This window comes from Halegenticoccus tardaugens (assembly GCF_004116405.1).
GTDB classification, from domain to species: Archaea; Halobacteriota; Halobacteria; order Halobacteriales; family Haloferacaceae; genus Halegenticoccus; species Halegenticoccus tardaugens.
Genome location: NZ_SDIC01000007.1, coordinates 120,404 through 141,522, shown reverse-complemented (window position 1 = coordinate 141,522; position 21,119 = coordinate 120,404). Strand labels below are relative to the sequence as shown.

Annotated in this window: 16 protein-coding genes and 1 pseudogene; 4 read left to right on the top strand and 13 right to left on the bottom strand. The window is 59.5% G+C overall.

The annotated features are described in order from the left end of the window. Window positions 1-1,285: 1,285 nt before the first annotated feature. The 4 genes from C3L37_RS18045 to C3L37_RS18030 all read right to left on the bottom strand — a co-directional run bounded on the left by C3L37_RS18045 (window position 1,286) and on the right by C3L37_RS18030 (window position 7,091). The gene (locus tag C3L37_RS18045) at window positions 1,286-1,552 is read right to left on the bottom strand and encodes a hypothetical protein (RefSeq protein WP_129115978.1); all 267 of its coding nucleotides are present in this window, start codon (window positions 1,550-1,552) and stop codon (window positions 1,286-1,288) included. A 2,015-nt stretch (window positions 1,553-3,567) separates the two neighbouring features. After that, window positions 3,568-4,872: a malate synthase AceB gene (aceB, locus tag C3L37_RS18040; protein ID WP_129115977.1), complete on the bottom strand. Its 1,305-nt coding sequence runs from the start codon at window positions 4,870-4,872 to the stop codon at window positions 3,568-3,570. Window positions 4,873-4,893: 21 nt separating this feature from the next. Then, on the bottom strand, window positions 4,894-5,958 hold the full coding sequence (gene aceA, locus C3L37_RS18035) for an isocitrate lyase (RefSeq protein WP_129115976.1): 1,065 nt from the start codon (window positions 5,956-5,958) through the stop codon (window positions 4,894-4,896). 323 nt (window positions 5,959-6,281) lie between these two features. After that, window positions 6,282-7,091, bottom strand: a complete 810-nt coding sequence (locus C3L37_RS18030) for an alpha/beta fold hydrolase (RefSeq protein ID WP_129115975.1) — start codon at window positions 7,089-7,091, stop codon at window positions 6,282-6,284. Between the two features lie 260 nt (window positions 7,092-7,351). Here C3L37_RS18030 and C3L37_RS18025 point away from each other — a divergent pair. From C3L37_RS18025 to C3L37_RS18015, 3 genes and pseudogenes are all read left to right on the top strand, one after another. Continuing rightward, window positions 7,352-8,264: pseudogene (locus C3L37_RS18025) on the top strand (universal stress protein). A 379-nt stretch (window positions 8,265-8,643) separates the two neighbouring features. Then, window positions 8,644-9,402 (top strand): hypothetical protein, encoded by a 759-nt coding sequence (locus C3L37_RS18020; protein WP_129115974.1) that lies wholly within the window; start codon window positions 8,644-8,646, stop codon window positions 9,400-9,402. Next, window positions 9,392-11,263, top strand: a complete 1,872-nt coding sequence (locus C3L37_RS18015; protein WP_228546328.1) for a formate/nitrite transporter family protein — start codon at window positions 9,392-9,394, stop codon at window positions 11,261-11,263. Before C3L37_RS18020 ends, C3L37_RS18015 begins: the two co-directional genes overlap by 11 nt. A 42-nt stretch (window positions 11,264-11,305) precedes the next feature. Here C3L37_RS18015 and C3L37_RS25395 read toward each other — a convergent pair whose 3' ends face one another. From C3L37_RS25395 to C3L37_RS17995, 6 genes are all read right to left on the bottom strand, one after another. Continuing rightward, window positions 11,306-11,440, bottom strand: a complete 135-nt coding sequence (locus C3L37_RS25395) for a hypothetical protein (protein WP_267195336.1) — start codon at window positions 11,438-11,440, stop codon at window positions 11,306-11,308. A 93-nt stretch (window positions 11,441-11,533) separates the two neighbouring features. Next, window positions 11,534-11,710 (bottom strand): hypothetical protein, encoded by a 177-nt coding sequence (locus C3L37_RS24510; protein ID WP_164974800.1) that lies wholly within the window; start codon window positions 11,708-11,710, stop codon window positions 11,534-11,536. A 319-nt stretch (window positions 11,711-12,029) separates the two neighbouring features. Next, entirely contained in the window at window positions 12,030-12,326 is a 297-nt protein-coding gene (locus tag C3L37_RS25025; RefSeq protein ID WP_228546327.1) for a hypothetical protein, read from the bottom strand. A 241-nt stretch (window positions 12,327-12,567) separates the two neighbouring features. Next, complete coding sequence (locus tag C3L37_RS18005) at window positions 12,568-14,034, bottom strand: acetyl-CoA hydrolase/transferase C-terminal domain-containing protein (RefSeq protein WP_394345806.1); 1,467 nt, start codon at window positions 14,032-14,034, stop codon at window positions 12,568-12,570. Further along, complete coding sequence (locus C3L37_RS18000; RefSeq protein ID WP_129115972.1) at window positions 14,031-14,609, bottom strand: MaoC family dehydratase; 579 nt, start codon at window positions 14,607-14,609, stop codon at window positions 14,031-14,033. Before C3L37_RS18000 ends, C3L37_RS18005 begins: the two co-directional genes overlap by 4 nt. Window positions 14,610-15,102: 493 nt before the next feature. After that, window positions 15,103-16,911 carry an FAD-binding protein gene (locus C3L37_RS17995; protein ID WP_129115971.1) on the bottom strand — a complete coding sequence of 603 codons (1,809 nt, stop codon included), beginning with the start codon at window positions 16,909-16,911 and terminating at the stop codon, window positions 15,103-15,105. A 596-nt stretch (window positions 16,912-17,507) separates the two neighbouring features. On the opposite strand from C3L37_RS17995, the gene C3L37_RS17990 reads away from it, so the two are divergent. Beyond that, complete coding sequence (locus C3L37_RS17990) at window positions 17,508-17,783, top strand: hypothetical protein (protein ID WP_129115970.1); 276 nt, start codon at window positions 17,508-17,510, stop codon at window positions 17,781-17,783. Window positions 17,784-17,788: 5 nt separating this feature from the next. Here the strand turns inward: C3L37_RS17990 and C3L37_RS17985 are convergent, their stop codons facing one another. The 3 genes from C3L37_RS17985 to C3L37_RS17975 form a co-directional block, all read right to left on the bottom strand. Next, window positions 17,789-19,309, bottom strand: a complete 1,521-nt coding sequence (locus tag C3L37_RS17985; protein WP_129115969.1) for an aldehyde dehydrogenase — start codon at window positions 19,307-19,309, stop codon at window positions 17,789-17,791. A 197-nt stretch (window positions 19,310-19,506) separates the two neighbouring features. Beyond that, window positions 19,507-20,451, bottom strand: coding sequence for an alpha/beta fold hydrolase (locus C3L37_RS17980; protein WP_129115968.1), 945 nt, complete (start codon window positions 20,449-20,451; stop codon window positions 19,507-19,509). Window positions 20,452-20,457: 6 nt separating this feature from the next. After that, on the bottom strand, window positions 20,458-20,880 hold the full coding sequence (locus C3L37_RS17975; RefSeq protein WP_129115967.1) for a hypothetical protein: 423 nt from the start codon (window positions 20,878-20,880) through the stop codon (window positions 20,458-20,460). Between the last annotated feature and the right edge of the window lie 239 nt (window positions 20,881-21,119).

The window sequence follows — 21,119 nt, the reverse complement described above, 5'->3', positions numbered from 1 at the left end:
GAGATGGGCGTACGACCGCTTGGTGGGCCAAATCATCATGTTGATTACTTGTTTTAAATCCATGATCATTGGTAATACTGCCATGCACGTTATGCGACCTCTTTTCAAGAGGGCGATGAAAACATAATTTTTAAATATTATATATTTCTAGATATATTTTAGTCGATGAAAACACTCTCCTTCGAGTGAATGGCTCCGATTTGAGCTTGTTTTCAGTGATTTGGGAGCAATTTGCTTCTTAATCGTCAAATCGAACTGAGCGAAACCTATTTATTTCACAAACAGTAATTTTGCGGTGTACAAAGGGTTCTGTCCCGTCTCTCTTCGTCCGCCCATCGGATCGCCGCCATTGCGGGGGCATCCTTCAATGCCACACGCAGCGGGATGCCACATCGGATGGTGAGCTGTCTGCGGTTCCCGTGGGTCTCCCTGATGAGACGGGGCACGACCCGATCATCCACCTATGAATGAAGTAGACATCCCTTGTTCGGACTGCGGTATGGAGCTTGTTGAGCGGACGGTCCATGTGCAGGACTTACCCGTCTCGACAAGTTGGAAAGGACACGTCCAAATTGCCCAGTGTCCCTCCTGTAATGCCCGGTATTATCCGAACCAGACAGTGTCACTGCTGGCCGGATCGGCAAGCAATCCTCGCCCGCGTAGGGATAGCTGAGAATTTGCCGGACGTTTCAACGGGCGGTAGCGAGGAATTATCTTCCTCACCGAGCGGCGACGAAGGAGCCGTGAGGAGGGAAGGGAGGAATCGAGTTGCAAAGCAGGGTGAAACAGTGAGTATCTGCTGGCCCGTCGTCTTCTGTAGTCCATACCGGGCTTCAGACAGCCCTGCAAAGGGTGCCGATACCGATAGTGCGGGAGGCAAAGGGACGGTATCTCGGGATGGACGGGCCGCCGTCAACCGACCCCAAAGGACGGACCGACGACGCGACCGCTCCGAGCCGGCTCGGCCGGCCGCGAAGTCGCCGAGGTCACGTCCAATTAAATTGTCTCTGCCGACTGACCGCATCGGCACACAAGTCGGTCCGGGACCACAACTTCCGACCGACGCCACGCAAGCCCTGTCCTCAGAACGCCGAAGGCGTTCAGGGCGGGGGAGTTGACCAATGCCGTCGACTCAGAGACCTTGCAGGCCGATCTGCTCCCTGCCAGTCTGAACGAGAGATGCGCTTTCATTGGTTGTACAAAATGTGTGAGGGGTAAACTCGGGGAAATTCTGCGGTATTCCCCGCAGTCGAATTCACGTACTGGCTCGTAGCGACTGCCTGCTTTATTTTTTACAAGGCTTATCGCCATGTCCGAGATGCGCCTTGTACGCATTCTTACTACCGACGTGAATCTTCTTTGCGTTGTCAGGGTTGCCCGGGGGCTTGTGGATCACGCAGTACTTCTTTTTTGAGTCTTTGTCGTCTTTGTCGTCTTTGTCGTCCTTGTCATCTTTGCCGTCATCGTAATCTCCGGCAGATACGGCACCGACACCACCGAAGGTTAATCCAATAACGACGAGTAGGGTAAGTATTGCTACTTTACGTTTCATGTTTCTTCTCCCTTTTGGTGATTCCTCTCTCCGAGAGGTAAACGCGGTGAGACCACGCTCGATGGGCGTGTTAGCGCCTTTTGGGTTACTTCGCGAACCGAACTAACCCGCATCAACAGACACCACGGTCCTATTTCAACCCCGACCTCTGTTACCATTGTTCGAGACGTCCTCAGGCAGTCTAAACCGGAGATAAAAAACGGAGCGATTTCGATTTTCCCTCGTGGGAGAGGCTTAAGAGAGGAAAAGGATGTTCCACCACCCATTGTCAAAAACACAACATTAATGTTTATTTGGGAATCTCCGTTTCATCCGATCTCATTGACTGTTTATACTGTTTCGGGAAAGATGATAGACTGCGCTTCATCCAAGGTGTAGCGCAAACTGCGCATTAACCGTTATTATTCACGGTTATTTGTCCGCTATCAGCAAATACTCATTTTCATCCTTTATTTTAGAAGGAATTTAGCACCTATAGTATATGTTATAATCATGTATATATGCGCAATATGGTGCTTTCTGTGACTACTTAACGTACTCCACTTGCACCGAAGATACACATTCTCGAGGATAGGACTTTAACTTCCCACGTCAAGACATGCAGGAGTGCTCTCCGCTGCGTTCTCCACTCTTTGCGGAATTACACATAATCGAGCGCATGCCCCCGCCTTCAGGCGGGGGTCGAGAGGACACGAAACCCTTCCGACCGCGAGAATTAGGCCCCTGGGGTTGGTTTAGACGGCAAACACAACGGGAAAAGTTGGCGGCTGGTTCGGGGTCTGCCCGGCCGACGAAGGATCCCAAACCGTTCCCCTAAAGGCGTCGCCGGGGCTGTCGAAAGACGGCAGACAAAAAGCGAACCCATCCCGAGTGTGCTGTCCACCGTGGTCGTTCGAAAGACGCGAAGCGTCTTTCGTGATGACGAGACGGCGAAGCCGTCTCGAACCACCACGCTACCAGCACTCCTATCATTGGTGTGTTCAGAATCCGTGTTTCGGGTCCGACTGCCACGAAACACGGTGTCGGTGGATTCGGAGGTACGTGCTTTGGATCGCACTCGGATGCGCCAGCAGGGGTCTACCTTCCGTTCGTTTGTTTGGGTTGGTGGTTGTGTTCGTCCGAGACACTGGGGACGGCGGGTATCGACCTAGCTGTTTCGCACCCAAAGACGGCGTTGTATCCCCGTCCTAAAGAACGGGGCTTTAGTGCCTGTAATAACGGGTGTTACCGTCGGCACAGATTGATAAGTATTAATAGTGATGATTGCGTGAGAATAAGTGTACTATGTATACGATACGGTGTGAAACCTGTGGAAAGATTGGCTTTCATCCGTCACGAATAGGGGCCGAATCACAAGCAGAATCGCATGTCAACGAAACCAGCCACAGATGTACCGTTGAGGCTTTGTAGTTTGAGTGACTCCTCCCCGCCCTAAAGGGTGGAGTTTCCTGTTTCTACGACGCGATTTGCAGACACCACGGTGTCCATGACATCCTCCTCGACGTTTACGGCGAGGTTTCCCCATCCGTACGCTCGGGGTCGAACCGGCCATCGCACCTCGCAAAACGGTGCATGGGACCCAGTCCGTCCGACGGGGGCAAATCAACCTGCTTGCGCGGGGTGTCTCGGTTCGTGCGCCGTACGTGAGTCCCGTGAGGGATGTGGCGGGTTACGCGTCCACCCGGACGCGGTATCTCCTTGCACCGTACGTGCGTCCCTCCCACGAGGGGAGTCCGTGGATGCACGCCCCCGATCGACGCATTTCTCGTCGGTCGGGCACAGGCCGTGCCATTAGCCTGCCTGTCCTTCATATGGTTCGAGAGATCGAAGGTCTTTCGTCATCACGAAAGACGCGGAGCGTCTTTTCGAACGACACTGTCAGCTGTCCCCAGCCCCCTCGTAGGACTGCACTCGGAGATTCTACCTCCGACTGCGGTGATGGAGTGCAACCCTATAACCACCCAACCCAGCACGCCTGGCGTGTGGGAAGCCCGCTGTTTACGCTTGGGAGGATGTCACCCGACGTTCATTGCTCGTTCCACGACGTTCCTCCCGTACATCTTCTTCAATTCCTCATGTTGATCTAAACGGTTTTCGTACACGTCCTGGAACAGGGTGATGGGTGTTTGAGCTGCTTGGTAGGTCGCTTCGTCCCACATCCGATCTTTCGTGATGTTAATCTCGGTCCTGTCGATGAGCAGTGTCACCGACTGCTCCATCGCGATGGCACCTTTCCCAGCTTCCTTAGCCGCCTGGAACTTTTCCATCGAGTCGACGATATCGTTCATACTTGGAACGTATTCGATCAGGTCCAGAAGCTCCTCGCGTAGCTCGTCTGCGTTGAGTTCTCGCTCGTCACCGTCGACCCGCAGCCTGTACCGTCCGTCACTTGTCTCCTCGAGTTCCAGCGCACTTCCCTCGTAAACATAGCGGGTGTCTTCCTCTTTGAGTTCGGCAGCGTGGTCGTTTGTATCGAGGAGCCAGCTCCCAGTTTTCGGTGGTAGCGGAGCCTTGTTTGCTTCTACCACCTGTCCGGGCGTCAGTGACCAGATACCGAGCATTCCCTTGGCCTGGTTGTCGGTCATGCGCCCGTGGTATCCTTCGACGTCCCGGATATCGTCGTACGGGCCGTCAACCGCGATGAGCCCATTAGCACTCGCGCCCCGAGAGGTGTTGTGTCGAAGTTCCGGCCACGATGGTAACTCTCCTGTCGGGGTAATAGCCCGCATGTCCTTGGTGTAGTCGACTTCACCATCTACGAGGAGGAACAGACGTCCGAGGTTATTCGTAGGCTTGCTTATTTCGTCGCGGAGATCAGCGAGGGCTAGTTCGGCCTGTGCGCTCTCGACAATGACCGACATGGCCAGGCTTCCCTCCTCTAGGCCGTGCTCTTCTTCGACGATGGTGATAAACTCGTCAGCTTTCTTCCAATCGTCGATGTCACCCACTTCTGGAATTACAAAGCCATCGATGAACTCGACGGCCCTCTTCTCGGGGTCGGTGATTTGTAGCATGTGCTGGAACCCCCGATATCGGGTATTGGGGTCGTTCCGATGCCAGACAACGCGAGGGTGAATCTGGCCGGGGAAATCGGACCCGTGCTCCGAAACGACGTCGACAATATTCTCGGCGCCTTCGTCGCGCATCGAGGGTGCTGTCGCGTCCTCGTTGTCCGGGACCCAGACGTCTGGTGCTTCCATGCCACGAAGTTGGGCGGCACGCCGCAGCATCTTCGCAGAGTCGTCCTCTCCCTCCACTGCTGTCGGGGAGGTAAAGAACGTTCGTACGAACTCTCGGTAGTGTTGGCCTTGAACACTCATATATTATATTTGATATTTTAATCAGTCGTTATCCGACGTCAGCGGATCGGACTCTTCCTCAGTGAACCCTGCCGATCCCTCGATACGGGATTCTGCCGTGGGATCGAATTGCGTCTCGATGTCTTGGAACCGCGAAACGAAGGAGAGCTCGTGGTGGCTTTCCGTCTCGTGGCCCAAGTAGCGGTTCTCAAGGTCAAATTGACCCTGCTCGTCGTTCTCCGCAATGTTCTTGAAGTCCTCGTAAACGGCGTGTGCCCCGCTGTGAAGTCCATATAGCGTTATGAAGATGTACTTGTAGCCGAGATCAGCCAACTCTTCGAACGTGATTGGATTCTCTTCTTCGCTCCACGCAAAGCTGGAAGAGTAGTTGAAGGCGAGGTCAGCTTCAGGATGGGTCTCGTGGAGCTGCTCAGCGTACTCAGTTGCGTCTTCGCGCGACGGATCCGGCATCTCCGGCCAGACAAGGTCGACACCACAGTCCAGATACAGTCGACCACGCGCGAGATGTTCTTCCCAATCACCGTTCGCGGATCCATAAGCGTCCGTCCGTGCGATGATGATCGTGTCCTCGCACTGCTTAGCATCGACCGCTGCGGAAAAGCGCGCTTCTGCTTCCTCACGGGAGACAATCTGCTTGCCCGCGATATGTCCGCACCGCTTGGGTGTCGTCTGATCCTCGATGTGGACGGCTGCGACACCAGCCTTTTCGTACTCGCGGACCGCACGGCGAACGTTGTGGACGCCACCGTAGCCAGTGTCACAGTCGGCGATAACTGGCAGATTCGTCGCCTCGACGATGCGCTTTGCATTCTCAACCATCTCTGTCATCGTCACCATTTCAAGGTCCGGAAAGCCGAACTGGCCCAACACTGTCGAATAGCCCGACATGTACGCCGCATCTAACCCAGCCATCTCCGCAAGCCGCGCATCAAGCGCATGGTAGAGACCCGGCGCGAATACAAAGTCTTGCTCCTCAAGCTTCTTCCGCAGGAAGCGGGCAGCGGGGTTGTCAATATCTCGCGTCAGTGCTTCCGTGTTGTGAACCCGGTTCGCAACCGGATCCTCTCTAATGTTCTCCTGTGTCATAGTTGGTTTCCGCGTGGCGAACTACGCACGCATTTCTCGCTCTACAGAGGAGGCACAAAATTGTTATGAATTATAATGATAATATTCATTAATGGATAATACTCCTTTATTTCTCGTTTATTCGTATTATTGATTGGTAATCTCTGACACGGATCACAAAATTCGGTAGTTTACAGAGGTTCGAGGAGAAAACCCACGACTGTAGTCGTGGGAGACTATCACAGAATTCAAGGAGGATGCCCCGAGACGATCCACCACGCCAGATCCCATCATACATCTTAGCGAGGAAGAATCCAAACCTGGGGTGAACGATCGTCAATCCGTTAGCTCGATTCATGGATGAACGCGAGCACTTCGTCGATGAAGAGTTCCGGCGCGGTATTCATCGCGGCGTGTCCGTGCCCAGCAAAGATAGCAGTCTGGCTGTTCGGAAGTGCGTCGTTGAGCACGGCAGCCGCGTCCGTGAGAAACGGAGCGCTCTCGTTCCCGGACAACAGCAACGTCGGGAGGGTCAACCCTGCGAACTGCGCAGCATCGAACTCGTATCCCTTACGCGCCTGTTCCTCCCGGATGACCGTATGGACCGCGTCCACTCGGGCTGGCCAGTCCTGTGCTGACCTGTATGCGTCGAGTTCTGTGGGGGAGGAGCCGACGACCTCGCGGAAAAACCGTATGAGTGCCTGCTCGTTCTTACCTTGGTCCACGAGGGCCGTCATCTCGTCGAGAACGTCCTCGGTGTCGGGGTCGTGGTCACTGACCGGCAGTGGCGGTTCGTACAGGATGAGGTTGCGCAGATTGTTGGTTCGCAGGGCCGCCTCCAGCGAACAGAGCGCACCATAGGAATGGCTGAGCAGGACCACTGATTCGTCGATCGAATCGACGACAGCAGCGACGTCCTCGGCCTCCCGTTCCAGCGCGTACTCGGCAGCGTCGCCGCTCTCGCCGCGGCCACGTCGGTCGATCGCATAGACTGTCGCATGTTCCTCGAACGCAGGGCGAATCGATTCCCATCGGGTTCGATCCGCCGTCGTTCCATGAACCAGTACGAGCGGTGGTCCGCTTCCCGCTCGATCGAATGCTATCTTCGTTCCGTCTGCTGACGTCACTGTGCCCAGGGTTGTTGTGGATACCATGGTCTCTTCCCGTCGTAGCGCTGCACTCGACATATCTCGTCACCAGCGACCAACGAATCCGCGTCGTGAACGCTCTGTACTATACGTCACGCGACGAAATGACCGTGTCTATTGTCACCAAGTAATAGTATATGAGTTCATACCCGATTTAATACCATTGTATCGTCATATTCTCAGTAGATTGATAATATAACTACTCGTCCGCTGCAGTCGCTCTGGCAACGGTGAAGGGAGCGGGACTGGAATGGAAATGTAGGAGAATGTTTGACCGAATCGTTATCGCGGTCGATGGAAGCGACGAAGCCAAACACGCCGCAACACATGGTCTTGACCTCGCAAAGATACTCAACGCAACCGTCGATGTCCTTCACGTTGTCCCACAGAAGGCACTCCGGCTTACGCAGACCGCTGACGAGCAGACACGGCTTCGAGACCGCGGTGAAGCAGCTCTCTCTGAAATCGAAGAACTGGCGTCAGAACGCGACTATCCCATTATGTCAACACTGTCTGAAGGCAAACCGGCTGCAGAGATCAATGAGTACACAGCCGAACAGAACGCTGACCTCATCATCATCGAGCGTCAGGGGATGACAGGGCTGGGTAAGCGTCTCCTCGGCGGCGTCACCGAGCAGGTTCTCCACCAGAGTGATGTGCCAGTGTTTGTGGTTCCTGATGCTGATCAGATGATCGAGGGGACGACCGAATACGGTCGGATTCTCATCTCGACGGACGGGAGCGAAAATGCCGAGGTAGCGACGCAATACGGTACGGCGATTGCCCAGCCCTACGATTCAGACATTCACGTTCTGAACATCGTCGACTTACAGGCTGCAGGTGGTGCGTTTAACGCAGGTGGCCTCGAAAAGGAGTTCCTCGAACGACTCGAAACGAGAGGCCAGGAGGCTGTCGAGCGGGGTGAAAACGAAATCGAGGACACTGCACCTGACCTTGATGTGGTGACTGCTGTCGAGCGGACCACGTCATTCGAAGGGGGCTGCTGCCGGCGTCCGTGAATACGCCGAGAACAATGATATCGACCTTATCGTTATGGGATCCCATGGCCGGTCGAATCTTCGCCGTCAACTGCTCGGGAGTGTCGCCTCGTCCGTACTTCGGACGGTTGACGTTCCAGTGTTGATTGTGAAAAGGGATACACGAGAGAACGACCTGTGAGGCGACTTTCGTCTTAGAATTGGTCACTTGGTCTGCCTTCGTCAATCGTGCGGTAATGACATGGATCAAGCGGAAGCGCACGACTGTAGTCGTGGGTCTACGCGATAGGCACGGCCCCTTTACCGCAATATTTCGGCCGTCTGGGGTTGTTTGTGAATCTGACTCGACAGGGAAAAACTGGGGTTGGATTGGGGTCCCCATCACCAACAAGCAACCCTGCCCAACCGAGTCGGGCAGATGGCACCGCCAATAGGGTGTTAGCGGGGCAGTCCGCATCCGCGCGGACTGGCGTCACCATGCGCTCACCGCCCCGACGCTCCGCGTACAAACCGGGACCGACCACCACGGTCGGAAAGGTGCCTCCGTCGGGGTAGTCGGCGTGACCGACACCGAGCGCGAGGAATCCCACGACTTCACTCGTGTGGAGGATGTCAATTCGCGCCCTGTATTCAGCACGACCGCCGGGTTCTGTCACCAGGAGAGGATTTCAACGGAGCCAAATATCCGACTTTATGGGATAACTCAAACAGTCCGATCTGTCCTCCTCGCGAACGACTCACTCAGTATCCACGAAACCGTCCCAAAGGCGGTACATCTCCAACGCGAGGCACTACTTGGGACAGAGCGCGTCGACGATCTCGACACAGAGAACGAAATCCTTCGCGACGAACTCGAAGCGTACCGCGAACAGAACGAGAAAGGACAGGCCGATATCCGACGGTGGATCGCCGGGCTAGAGGACTTACTCGGCGAGACGGCCCGTGTCGAGACGGAAGCGGATGCATCTCGATCCGCTTCCCTCAGCCTACCGGTAGAGCAGATCGGTGCCCTGCACGATACGATGGCTGACGAGGAGTTGACGGCAAACCAAGAGCACGCATGGTTCGTCGCGAGGGACGGTTTCGATGTGCCACGCCACCTTTCGATGGAGGAGGTAGGCGACCATTTCAGGATTTCTGGCCAGACTGCCTCAGAACGGGTTCGACGAGGAATCAAAACACTCGTCATGAACACCCTCGGTGAAGCAGAAAGCTGCTCAACTCGCGATATCGCCACAGATCACAAACATACTTACGCTTTCTCGGGAGGACATGTATACGAAGATGGCCAGCTCGCACTCCGACTCCATGTCCGCTGACGAGCCTGGACCCGACGAGGAGCAGGAGGACGACGTGCTCACCGACCAGTTCTCCACCGACGAGGTCTACCAGCGGGTGGTCGCTGACGCCGACCATGAGGTCACCTCTGGGACGCGGGAGCTGTTCTTCAGTGCGCTGGCTGCCGGCTTCGCGATCACCGTCACCTTCCTGCTGTACGCTTCGATGACGGCGACCACCGAGACAAAAATTGGTGGCGTCCTGCTGTACCCGCTGGGGTTCATTTACATCATCATCGGCGGCTACCAGCTGTACACGGAGAACACGCTGCCGCCGGTGGCGCTGACTCTGGAACGGTTGGCCTCGGTCCCTACGCTGCTCCACCACTGGCTGATCGTGCTCTCGGGCAACTTCTTGGGGGGTGGGCTCGGGGCGCTGGCACTGGCCTACGGTGGGGTGTTCGACGACGCCACCACGGTGGTCGCGGTCGGCTTCGCGGAGAAGGGGATTGCCACCCCTGCCTCCACCCTGTTCGTCAAGGCCGCCTTCGCCGGACTTATCGTCGCCGGCGTGGTCTGGATCAACTTCGCCGCCCGGGACACCATCTCCCGGCTGGTAGTCGTGTACTTGGCCTTCCTGGCCATCCCCATGGGCAACTTGCACCACGTCGTGGTTTCGTTCACCGAAGTGGTCTACCTGACGCTGGTCGCTGGCACCAACCCGGTGCCCGCGCTGGGTGGATTCGTACTGCCGGTACTGCTGGGTAATACGCTCGGCGGGGTAGTGCTGGTGACGGTGGTCAACTACTACCAGACCTCCGGCCGGCGCCTGGAGATCGACCGCTTCCAGAACGTCCGTCGGCTCTCGGTCCGGGAGTGGCTGGCGGGCTCGCTGGCAGGTCGCTCGTACGTCCCGGTGATAGACACCGTCGAGGAGATCGTCCGCGATCCAGAGACCTACCGCATCCTCGTCCCCATCGCTAACCCCCGGACTGAAGCCGGGGTTGTGCGGCTGGCTTGCCAGCTGGCCAGCAGTCACAAGAAGGGGAAGGTTCACGTTGTCCATGTCGTCCAGGCGCCCCGGCGGTGGTCTCCGGACACCGATCGCCCACAGTGGGACCAGATCACGCACGAGTCCAAGCGGCTTCTGGAAAACACCCGCCAGATCGGTACCACGTACGAAGTCACCCTTGAGACCTCGACCGTGGTCAGCCCACGGTCGTTCGAAGAGATTTTCATCCTGGCCAGACGGACCAGTCCCGACCTGGTGGTGATGGGCTGGGACCAGGAGGGCCTGTGGAGTTCGGCCCGCGCGGAACGCCCATTGGACGAACTGACTAACCGACTGCCCTGTGACTTCCTGATAGCCAACGACCGCGGACTCGACCCCTCGCGGATTCTCCTGCCGACTGCCGGCGGCCCCGACTCCGACCTGAACGCGGAGGTCGCCAAAGTGCTCCGGCAAGTCGCGAACGCGGAGGTCGAATTGCTCCACGTCGTCGCCGACGAGGCCGACGAACGCGCCGGGGAGGCGTTCCTCCGGAACTGGGCCGAAAAGCGCGGCCTTGAGGACGCAGCGATCACCGTCGACTCCGGCGACATCGAGCACGCCATCGCCCGGGCGGCCTCCGACAGCACGATGCTCATGATGGGCGCAACCGAGAAGGGCCTACTTTCCCGACTGGTCTACGACTCGCTCCACCTGGAGGTCATCAACGACGTGGATTGCTCGGTGCTGTTGGCCGAACGACCCTCCGCGCGGTCGATCCGCGAACGACTGCTCGGTTCTTCAACCCGGAAGCGCCACCCTGCACGGGCGTTCCGGAACCGTGTCGAGGAGGCCGTCGGCTCCGAGTCTCCCGAGGCCGCCGAGCCTGCCGAGAACACGGCCGAGCAGGATTAGAAAGCCAGGTGGAACTCCCCGCTTGCTTCCGATCGGATACCCTCAGAAGGGCGATGTCGATATCTCCACTGTCTGATCGACCTCCTCCCGCGCCTCAAGTCGCGGGAGGAGGTCAATAGAGAGTAGCAGTAGAGAAATAAACGAGGTGAGGACGAAGAAGTCGATTTCTCGGATCACACACGCTGTGATGAGTGTTTAGCGCGAAGTCGGTGAGCCCCGGCGATGGATCCGTCGAGCGACAGTGGCATGTCGACGAAGACGGCGCCTATGCTACTTCGCACCCCCGGCTTCATCGTTCAGGAACCCTACGAGACGGTTCAGGGTCTGGTTGGCAGCTTCGACGCCGTCGAATTCCTCCAACGTCTTGCGGTCCGAAGAGGAGTCAAAATCCATCCGGAACGCAAGGTCCGTCCCACCGTTGGCCCCCTCGTCGAAGGTAACCGTCACGTAAACTACCCCGCCCTACTCGCTCCCTCCCGCCTTGCGGCGGTCGGTCACTCGGTGAAGTGAGGGCGGGGCTTTACCACACCGACATTGTGCCCCGCGACCCCATGCATGGACGCGGCACGGCTTCCTATCACCGTCCACGCTTCGGGCGGGGGCTTTTGGGCCTTCCTTCGACCGTCCGCGTGGATTGTCCCGCCGATTTAATTCCCGGTGTTCTCGCGCTCTATCCCAAACGTGGGGACGGGAGTCGAACCCGTTCGCGGTCACAGTCCCCGAGTGCAGGGTGCGAACACCACGTCCTCGCACCACGGGAGCCAGTTTACTGGTGGCTCCTACCGACCCCGGCTTGTGCGAGGACGGCAGTAGCCGATATATGGGGGTGAGAGGGGCTAAGCCTTGCGGTTTCGCCCAACTTCGCAACGCGCTCCTCCCCTCCCTCCCGCTCGCTTCGCTCGCGCTTGAGGAAGGGGGCTCCGCGCTCTCCGCTAAAGCTGAAAAGTTGTTCTAGATCCTCGTCGTTGTAGTTGACCAGCAGGCGATCCTCGTCCTTGAACGTCCGTAACACGATATTCGTGGTCGAGTTCTCGACTCCTTCCGTCTGAATGCTCTCCTCCATGAGCGTCTGGAGGTGCTCTGGTCTCGGACGCGAGAAATAACGTAGAACGACAACTCACCGAGCATCACGATCAAACCGCTGAACGCCCGATAGCTCACTGAGACGCTCAGCAATCTCCTCGTAGCTGGGACTATCGTAGTCCGCATCGATCTCAGTGATGATCGTGAGCCCAAGCCCAAGCGATCGGGCGTGGTGCTTGGTGCCGATCCAGTGACATCTTTCAGTCATATAACAGGGACGATTATTCCGCTGAGCGCCAGTCGAACGCAGTCTCCAGGTCGTGTGGAATATGGCCGCCAGTCCGCTCTGCGCGTTCGACGTACGCTCTGAGGTCCTCACGAAACGACGGGTGAGCGCACTCCGTTATGAGTTCCGCCGCGCGTTCTCGCGGCGCCAATCCCCGGAGGTCAGCGACGCCCTGCTCGGTGACGACCACTGACACGTCGTGCTCGGTCAGGTCGACGTGCGTCGCCATCGGAACTATCCGGGAGACGTCGCCGCCCGCCGCAGTCGACGGCAGCGCGATCACGGAGACGGCGGCGTGTCGGCTGAAGTCACTGCTCCCGCCGATGCCATTCACGACGTTCGTGCCGCGGACGTGCGTGGCGTTCACGTGCCCGTAGAGGTCAACCTCGACGGCGCTGTTCACCGCAAGCACGCCCAGCCGTCGGATGATCGACGGCGCGTTCGAGACGTTCGCTGGGCGAACGACTACCTGGTCGGCGTACGCGTTGAGGTCCGCGAACAGACGGTCCTGTCCTTCGACGGTCAACGCGAGCGATGTTGCGCTAGCCGACGAGAGAAGGCCGGCGTCCAACATGTTCAAGAGTCCGTCCTGGATGACTTCACCGTAGTAGACGAGATCTCGTCCGCCGACGTCGATCGACTCAAGTTCGCCCATTAGCGCGTTGCCGATGCTGCCGACGCCGAACTGCAGGTGGACAACGTCCTCGCAGACTGGATTGCGGCGGACTTCATCGCTGAGGAACGCCCCGAGGTTCGCAGCGAGGTCACGCACCTCTGGCGTCGGTTCCCTGAACGTGTACGTCGCGTCCCGTGTATCCGTCCGGACGACCGCGGTGAGCGCGTCGGCATCGAACGGAATTCGCGGCGTCCCGATCCGCTCGTCCGCTCGTCTGAGCGGGATCGGCTCGCGGTGCGGCGGCATCGCCGGGAGATAGACATCGTGGAGTCGTCGGAGGTCCAGTGGCTGTGCGTCGTTCACTTCGACGACGAGGCGGTCCGCGTTCCGGACGAACGACGGCGTCTGCCCGATCGATGTCGACGGGACGAACCAATCCTCGCCAACGGAGACGGCCTCGACGACCGCGACGTCCGGCGTCGGAAGGGTACCGAACGCGACATCGTCGCCGAGTCCCGCGATGTGGCGGTCGTGGAACGCAATCGAATCCTCGTTGATCGCGGCGCGGGACGCCGCCCGCGTCTGAAACGGGTACCGGCGCGCGATCGCACCCGCCTCGACGAGTTCAGTGTCGATCTCGTCGCCAACGCTGCCGCCGGAGATGATTGTGAGTGAGAGGTCGCGCCCGCTCGCCGCCAACGCTTGCGGGACCGCTTTCGGGTAGCCGACGCTCCCGAATCCGCTGACAGCGACGGCCGCGTCTTCCGCGATTGAGTCGGCCGCTGCCGCGGCGGTCACCACCCGCACGTCGCCCGCGATCCGATCGGCGTCACTAGGCACGGTCACGTGAGGTCGTTCGGCTGTACGCCGACGCCCTCCGGCCACCCGGTCGGCCGCGCGGCGCTCGGTCGGGCGTACTCGCGTTTCAATACCATCAGCGTCCGCTTCAGCGAGAGCACTTTCTCGCCCTCCTGGTTGTACGCCCGGAGTTCCGTCTCGACGATGCCGACGTGCTCGCGCGACTCACTCCCGCGTTTCGACAGCACTTCACTCTCCGCGAACACCGTGTCCCCGTGAAAGACCGGTGCGTGGTGACGGACCTCGTCGTACCCGAGGTTCGCGGTGGCGTTCATCGATACGTCGATCACGCTCATTCCGACTGCGAGTGCGATGACGAAGGTCCCGTCGACGAGCCGTTCGCCGAACTCTGTCTCCGCCGCGTACGGCTCGTTGAAGTGCATCGGATTCACGTTCATCGTCAGGTTCGTGAGCCAGACGTTGTCGGTCTCCGTCACCGTTCGCCCGTACGGGTGCTTGTACACGTCGCCGACCTGGAAGTCCTCGTAGTACCGGCCCTGCCATCCTGCGACAAGCCGTCGCTCGGACGGGTCGTCGTGCTCTCTGTCGGTCACGTCCGTCATGATAATAGTTGTGGTATCGCTGACGGTCGGCAAAATCGTTTGGATTAGACTGACGGGAGGGGAGTCGGGCGACAGCGAGAGTCCGTCCGTCGCGATCGACTCTGGTATGCCGACATCGCGGGACGCCTCGCTTGACATCCTCCCTCCGCGTTCACGCGAAGGAATCCTCGCGCTAAGGGGTCGGTCATGCCGACCACCCCGACGAAGGCAGCTTTCCGGCCACGGCAGCCGGTCCGGGTTTGTAGGCGGTGGGCGCATGGTAACGCCAGTCCGTGCGGATGCGGTCTTCCCAGTTAACACCCTACGGGCGGTGCCATCACCCCGACTCAATCGGGCAGGGTTGCTTTTTGGTGACGGAGACCCCACGCCACCTCCAGTTTCCCTGTCGAGTTATCTACCGGTACGATCATAGAGGGCCTACTTCTTGCGGTCGGACAGGTTTCGTGTCCGCTCGACCCCCGCCTGAAGGCGGGGGCATGCGCTCGATTATGCATCAATACTGACGGACTTTCGGGTGGTACGTCCCCACACGACCCTCGAGGATCACCGGCCGATACCACTGGTCGGGTTCGCCGTCGTTCCACGACAGCATCGTGTGCTTGAGCCAGTTCTCGTCGTCCCGTTCGGGATAATCTACGCGCCAGTGGGCGCCCCGCGACTCGGTTCGGGCGCGAGCGCCGAGCGCGATCGCCTCTGCCACGTCGATGAGGTTCCGCGTTTCGAGTGTACACACGAGGTCGGTGTTGAACGTCCGCGAAGGGTCCGAGACGCTTACGTCCCGGTATCGGTCGCGGCAGTCGGCGAGCACGTCGAGCACCGCCGCGATTTCGGCGTCAGTCCGGAAGACGTTCAGGTGGTCGCTTACAGCTGTCTGAAGCTCTCGTCGGACCGTCTCGTGGCGTTCGCCGCCGTCGCCGTCGAGCAGCCGCTCGACGCGTGTTCGCTCCGACTCCCAGGCTCGACGGATCGTCTTGACCGCGACGTCCGTGTCCCCTCCACCGGTCGCGGTGGAGGTGTCCCCGCGGGTCGTCGCAGCCGTCGTCCGTCCCGTCCGAATGTTCGCCTCGCCGAGATCCGTGCCCGCGGCGTGCTGGCCCGCGCGCTTGCCGAACACGATGAGCTCCGGCAGCGCGTTCCCGCCGAGGCGATTCGCGCCGTGGACGCTCACACAGGCGCACTCGCCGGCCGCGTAGAGTCCCGAGATACACGTTTCGCCGTTCTCATTCGTCTCGATGCCGCCCATCGCGAAGTGTTGGCCGGGGACCACTGGCATCGGGTCCTCCAGCGCGTCGACCCCTTCGAAGTCCTCCGCGAGGTGGAGGATGTTTTCGAGACGGTCGATGATGCGCTTTTCGCCGAGGTGGCGCATGTCGAGGTGGACATACTCGTCCTCGATGCCGCGCCCCTCGTTGACCTCGGTGAGCTCCGCGCGCGAAACCACGTCGCGGCTGGCGAGCTCGCCGTCGTTGTTCGCGTAGCCGTGTTCGAACATGAAGCGCTCGCCCTCGACGTTGTAGAGGATGCCGCCCTCGCCGCGGACGCCCTCGGAGATGAGCACGCCCGTGGAGGGGAGCGTTGTCGGGTGGAACTGGACGAACTCCATATCCTCCAGCGGGACGCCCGCGCGGTAGGCCATCGCCTGTCCGTCGCCCGTGCAGGAGACAGCATTCGTTGTGTGGTCGTACGCCTGTCCAGGACCGCCAGTGGCGAGGATGACGCCCCTGCGCGCGCGGAAGCACGCGACCTCGCCCGTCTGAATGTCTATCGCAACGATCCCGTGACACGTCCGGTCCTCCGGACGCTCCTCGCCACTCACCGCCAGTCGTGTCACGTACCACTCATCGTATACCTGGATGCCCCGTTTGAGCAGTTGCTGGTAGAGCGCGTGTAGCAGCTGATGGCCGGTCTCCGCGCCGGCATACGTCGTCCGCGGGGCCGAGTGGCCGGCGAGCGGCCGCATCGCGACAGTCCCATCGTTGGCACGCGCAAACGCCAGTCCCCAGTGTTCCAGCTGAATGACCTCGCGCGGTATCTCGCGGCAGAGCGCCTCAACGCCCGGCGCGTCTCCGAGGTAATCTGCTCCTTTCATCGTGTCAGACGCGTGTGATTCCCACGTCCCCCCCTCGTGAAGCGCGGCGTTGATCCCACCTTCGGCCGATCCCGTGTGGCTCCGGACAGGGTGGAGTTTCGTGACGATGGCGGCGTCTGCCCCCTCCTCGTGCGCCGCGATCGCCGCGCGAATGCCGGCTCCCCCGGCGCCGACCACGACAACATCGTGCGTCGCTTTGATGTGTTCTCCCATACCACACATACCCCCGGCTGTGACTTGACTTTGCGTCCGTGCAACGAGAATCGACCGCCGGTCATTCAATCCAGCGGTTAGAATCGTTCCGGCGAAACAGTTAACCGATACGAATACTCTTCTTCCCAGTAATCGTCTGGAACAACTCCATGAATGTACTGCCAGCCACACCGAGATCGACGTGAACAAACCGCCATCCCTTGCGTCTGAATCCAGTACCGTGATTGACCTCCTCGCGCGCCTGAAGACGCGGGAATCCGACCATCGGATTCGAGCGGTCGACGCCCTTCGGTTCCAACCCGCACTCGGAGGGAACCGGCGACACGCCGGGGGAACTCTCGGTTGTCTCCCTCGGAGGGCTGTGGCCCGGCCACTGAGGCCCCATCGGATTCCATGTCATCGCCGTGCGGACCACCGCTGGGTCGCCACCCCGTGTGGTTCGGGGACGGCATCTCACCGAATCCGTAGCAGTTCGTGCTTTATGGGGCCACAACAAAGAAATTCCGGTGAAAGAACGAGGCCGAGTGTCGCTCGACCCCGCCTGAAGACGGGGGTATGCGCTTGAATCTCTATCATTTCCTCACTCCCGAGTGTTGATGCGCGAACCAAACATCCAGATCACGGAGCGTCACCGCCAGCAGATGCGGGCGCCGCGCGTCGAAGTCCTCGCGTGGTGGTCGCTTTCGGACTACGATAGGTACGTCTTCGTCGAAACATCGCCCGCGTGGAGGGTGCTCGAATTCCACGACGGGCTCAGGACGTATGAGACCGAGTACGGGCTGCTCACTGAACGCATCAGCAGGAAGGACGTGCCGCCTTCCATCCATCAACGACTAGCGGAGAAAGGATACACAGTTGGCGTTGACGGGTGATGAGATCACCCGAGCTTGAACGGCGAGGACACCTCGCCGGCCGTGTCGATCCAGACGCTCTTCGTCTGGACGTACTCTTCGAGTCCTTCCTCACCGTTTTCTCGACCGAGTCCGCTCGCCTTGTATCCGCCGAACGGCGAACTGTACGTGAGCGTACGGTACTCGTTCACCCACACGGTACCTGCTTCGAGGGCCTCGATCAAGCGGAACGCCTGCGGCATGTCGTTCGTCCAGACGCCCGCGGCGAGGCCGAACTCCGAGTCGTTCGCCTGCTCGATCACGGTTTCCTCGTCCGGGAACGTGATCACCGACGCGACCGGGCCGAAAATCTCCTCGCGCGCGACGCGCATGTCGTTGTCGACGTCGGTGAGCACCGTCGGTCTGATGAAGCACTCGCCAGGGAGATCTTCCGGCTGATCGCCGCCGAAGGCGACCGTTGCGCCCTTGTCCTCGGCGAGGTCAACGTAGTAGTTCACCTTCTCCCACTGGTCGCGAAACGCGACCGGTCCCATCTCGGTTTTCGGATCCATCGGATCGCCGAGTTTTACGGCGGCTGCTCGCTCGACAAGTCGATCGACAAACTCCTCGACGACCTCCTCGTGGACGAACACGCGCGATCCCGCGAGGCATGTCTGGCCCGTCGCGGCGAAGATTCCCTTGATGACGCCGTTGATTGCGTTATCGAGATCGGCGCTCGGGAAGACGATGTTGGGGCTCTTTCCCCCGAGTTCCAGCGACACCGGCACCGGTTTGCTCATCGCCTGCTGTCCGATCTGTCGGCCGACTTCCGTGCTGCCCGTGAACGCCAGTTTGTCTACATCATCGTGTTCCGCGAGAGCGCGCCCCGTCTCCTCACCGTACCCGGGTACGACGTTGTACACGCCCGGGGGGAGGTCAGCTTCCGCCGAAAGCAACTCTGCGAACCGCAGCGCACTCACCGGCGTCAGCTCGCTCGGTTTGTGTACGAAGGTGTTACCCGCCGCGAGCGCGGGCGCGAGTTTGAACGTCAGGAGGAGCAGCGGTGAATTCCACGGCGTAATCGCTCCGACGACGCCCAGCGGTTCCTTGCGGGTGTAATTAATCATCTTCCCGTCCTTATTTTCGACCGGGATCACCCGTCCTTCGATCTTGTCGCAGAATCCGGCGTAGTACCGGTACCACTCGCCAAGTCCCCGCATCTGCGAGTCCATCTCCCGAATGAGTTTTCCGTTCTGCCTCGTCTCGAGTTTTCCGAGTTCCTCTGCGTGGTCATCGAGCACGTCGGCGACGTTTCGAAGGACTGCGGCGCGTTCGCTCGGCTGTAAGCCGCCCCATGCGTCGCTCTCGAACGCTCGCCGGGCGGCCCGAACGGCGTCGTCCACGTCCTCGGTGGTTCCATTCGGAACGGACGCCCAGACCGTCCCATCGTACGGGTATTCGACTTCAATGCGGTCTTCGGTCGACGATTCCCGGAACTCGCCGTCGATGAACGAGTTGTACTCCCGAAGCTCCGGTTCCGTTCGATCGCTGCTTTCATCGGGCACCATGGTGGTGGATGGGCGCCCCACGGCGATTAACTGTGCTGTCGTGTAGCATGGACAATCGCCCAGACTAATTGGTCGAGACAGCGACGGTGAGTATCAACGAAATGATGGTAAGTCGCACGCCCGGTGTCACAATGGGGACCAGAAACCAGGTGGTGTACGCCGAATCGACCACAAAAAATCGTGCGCGGAGTGGGCCCTTAACTTGGCTTCGTTCCGGCTATGTCGACGCCGACATCCGCCGGCGTGAGCCGCTCCGGCAGCTCGACATCCTCGCCTTTGATATCGTTCAGGACGGGTTTGATGTACTGGTTGAACAGTTCCGGGTTCTCCGACATCGGGAAGTGTCCGATTTCGCTCATCTCGATCGCCGTCGCCATGTCGCCGAGACCGTCAGCAACTTCTCGCGCGTCGTCCGGATCGGTCGCGAAATCGTACTCGCCGTTCATCACGTACACCGGACACTGCGGCTCGACCTGGTCGAGCTTCCCGCGATAATCGTGGTCGACGGAATAGTAGTACAGGTCGCCCCGGAACAGTCCGTTCGACCCCTGCTCGTAGAGGTGCATCGTCTCCCTTCGCGCCGACTCAGGTCCCTGTGGCGCCATGAGCCCCCAGCAGGCGTACGCGCTCACCTCCGCAATGTTGACCTGGGGATGATTAAACCAGTCGAGGAAGTATCCTGGACTGTAGACGCCGGACTCGAGGCCGATGAGCGCCCGGAACCGCTCGGGGTACCACTCGGCGAGTTCCATGATTATGTTCCCGCCGATGCTCGACCCCATGTACACTGGATCCTCGAGCTCCAGCGCATCCGTGACCTTGACGATGCTCTCGGCGAACCGCTTCGAGTCGAGCATGTAGTCCTCCTTCCACCACTCGTGAGCCGTCGGTGGGAGGGATTTGCCGTGGAATGGTAGGTCGTGTGCGATCACTCGGAAGTCCTTCGTGATCTCTTCGTCGGCGAGCAGATGCCGCCATTCCTGTCCGTGATTTCCCGCCGTGTGCTGACAGAGCAGCGGGATTCCGTCCTCCGGACCGTTCTCCTCGTAGTAGACGCGGTAGGTCGTTCCCTGGATCTCGACGCCGACATAGTGGCCGGTGATGTCTTCGACCACGCCGTGTTCTGGTTGTGCTGCGCTCATGTTGAATTACCCCGTGTTGTGTGCGACCCGCATCAGATCCAGCGACCGCTGGAACGGCCGTAGGTTCTGGAAAACTTTCTTGTTGTTCCCTGTCAGTTCGAGATGTCCTTCCTCGTTCTTGATCTTCGTTCGGTAGTCGGAAGCGATGATCTCGTTGTTGTGTGCCGGCGGGATCTCCTGGACGAATTCCTCCCAGGCCTCGCGCGACCCCTCGACGCCGAACTCCCACCAATGATTCAGGCTCGGATTGGGGATGACGTCGCGAACCCGCCCCCCGTCCATCTGGATCAAGAACCGCTCGTCGCCGATCTCGACGTAGAAGTTCGCGTCGAACTTATCATGTCCACGAACCCGCATCTCGGGGTCCTCGTTCACCGTCTCCTTGTACCGTTCCCACCATTCGTGACTCGCTAGCTCCGTGTCGTTCATTCTGACCAGCTCCCAATGCTAACTCGACTCGCATGGTAATGAATCTCAATTCACGTGTGACTGAATAGCAAAATCGATGGACATCTTCGCTGGACAGTCGCCTCACTACCGTCGGACGTTCACCGGCTTTCTGACCGAGACAAACGACTCGTCGGACTCACGGCGAAAAGCGAGAGTCGGCGTCCCTCGTCGCGTCACGCCAGCCAGACCGGTAGTCTCGGAATCTTGTAGTCCGCGGG